This window comes from Mesorhizobium sp. M7A.F.Ca.US.005.03.2.1 (assembly GCF_003997795.1).
Taxonomy (GTDB): domain Bacteria; phylum Pseudomonadota; class Alphaproteobacteria; order Rhizobiales; family Rhizobiaceae; genus Mesorhizobium; species Mesorhizobium ciceri.
Window position 1 is genome coordinate 1 of the sequence record NZ_RZRP01001084.1, and the last position, 1,772, is coordinate 1,772.

The 1,772-nt window shown below is 66.1% G+C and carries 1 protein-coding gene; it reads left to right on the forward strand.

Features of this window, described 5'->3' with window-relative positions; all coding sequences use genetic code 11:
• Positions 1-1,772, forward strand: a 1,772-nt coding sequence (locus EN991_RS34885) for a CarD family transcriptional regulator (RefSeq protein ID WP_281058842.1), incomplete at both ends; no start/stop codon positions are given.

The following is a 1,772-nucleotide window of genomic DNA, read 5'->3' on the forward strand; positions in this document are numbered from 1 at the left end:
GCCCCCGGCCTGCCGGTGCTGGAACTGCCGGCCTGGGATTGCTTGCCCTACGACCGCGTCTCGCCCGGCTCCGATGCGGCCGCCAAGCGCCTCGATGCGCTGACCGCCATGATCGCTCTGGCGAAGAAGCCGCACCGCGCCGTCATCCTCACCACCGCCAATGCGCTGCTGCAGCGCATTCCGCCGTCCGAGTTGGTCGAGGCGCAGACTTTTCATGCCAGGCCCGGCAACCAGATCGACATGAACGCACTGGTCTCGCGGCTGGAAACGTCTGGTTTCGAGCGTGTGCCGACAGTGCGCGGCATCGGCGAGTTCGCGGTGCGCGGCGGCATTCTCGACCTGTTCGCTCCCGGCTGGACCGAGGCGCTCAGGCTCGATTTCTTCGGCGACACGCTGGAATCGATCCGTGTGTTCGACGCCGCCACGCAGCGCACCACCGGTCAACGCAAGTCGATGGCGCTGCAAGCGATGAGCGAGGTGGCGCTGACGCCGGAAACCATCAGCCGCTTCCGCCGCTCCTATATCGAAGCCTTCGGGGCACCGCAGCGCGACGACGGGCTCTATGCGGCGGTCAGCGAAGGGCGTCGCTTCGCTGGCATGGAGCACTGGCTGCCGTTCTTCTACGAACGGCTGGAGACGGTGTTCGACTATCTGCCTGACACGCCTGTCATCTTCGACCATCTGGCGCATGAGGCGCTGGCCGAGCGCCACACGCTGATCCTCGATCACTACGAGGCGCGCAGGAAGCAGGCCGACGGCGCGCTGAAGGATGCGGTGCCCTATAAGCCAGTCGCGCCGGACCTGCTCTATCTCTCCCCGGAAAACCTGATCACCTCGCTCGGGCCGCGCGAAGCGATCGACTTTACGCCATTCGACGCGCCCGACGTTGGCGCCAAGAAGGTCTATCACGCCGGTTCGCGCCACGGCCGCAGCTTCGTCGAGGAGCGCGCCGATCCGAACGCCAACGTGTTCGATGTCGTCGTCAAACACATCGCCGATGAGCGCGCGGCGCGCCGCCGCGTCGTCATCGCCGGCTGGACCGAAGGCTCGCTCGACCGGCTTGGCCAGATCCTCGCCGAACACCATCTCGGCAACCTCAAGCAGGTCGTGACGCTGGCGGAAGCCGAAAAGCTCGAGCCGGGGCAGGCGGCCCTGGCCGTGCTGCCCCTCGAATCCGGCTTCGAGACCGAAAAACTGGTCGTCGTCGCCGAACAGGACATTTTGGGCGACCGGCTGATCCGGCGCTCGAAACGCAAGAAGCGTCCCTCGGATTTCATTGCCGAGGCCTCGGCGCTGTCGGCCGGCGACATTGTCGTCCATGCCGACCACGGCATTGGCCGTTTCATTGGCCTGCGCACCATCGAAGCGGTCGGCGCACCGCATGACTGCCTGGAAATCCACTATGCCGGCGACGACCGGCTGTTCCTGCCGGTGGAAAACATCGAACTCCTGTCGCGCTACGGTTCTGACACGGCCGAGGCGACGCTGGACAAGCTTGGCGGCGGCGCCTGGCAGTCGCGCAAAGCGCGGCTGAGAAAGCGCCTGCTCGACATGGCCGGTCAGTTGATCCGCATCGCCGCCGAGCGGCAGATGCGCTCGGCGCCGCCACTGGTGCCGGCAGAAGGCCTCTATGGCGAGTTCGCCGCCCGCTTTCCCTATGAAGAGACCGACGACCAACAGACGGCCATCGATTCGGTGCGCGACGATCTTGCTGCCGGCAAGCCGATGGACCGGCTGATCTGCGGCGATGTCGGTTTCGGCAAGACCGAAGT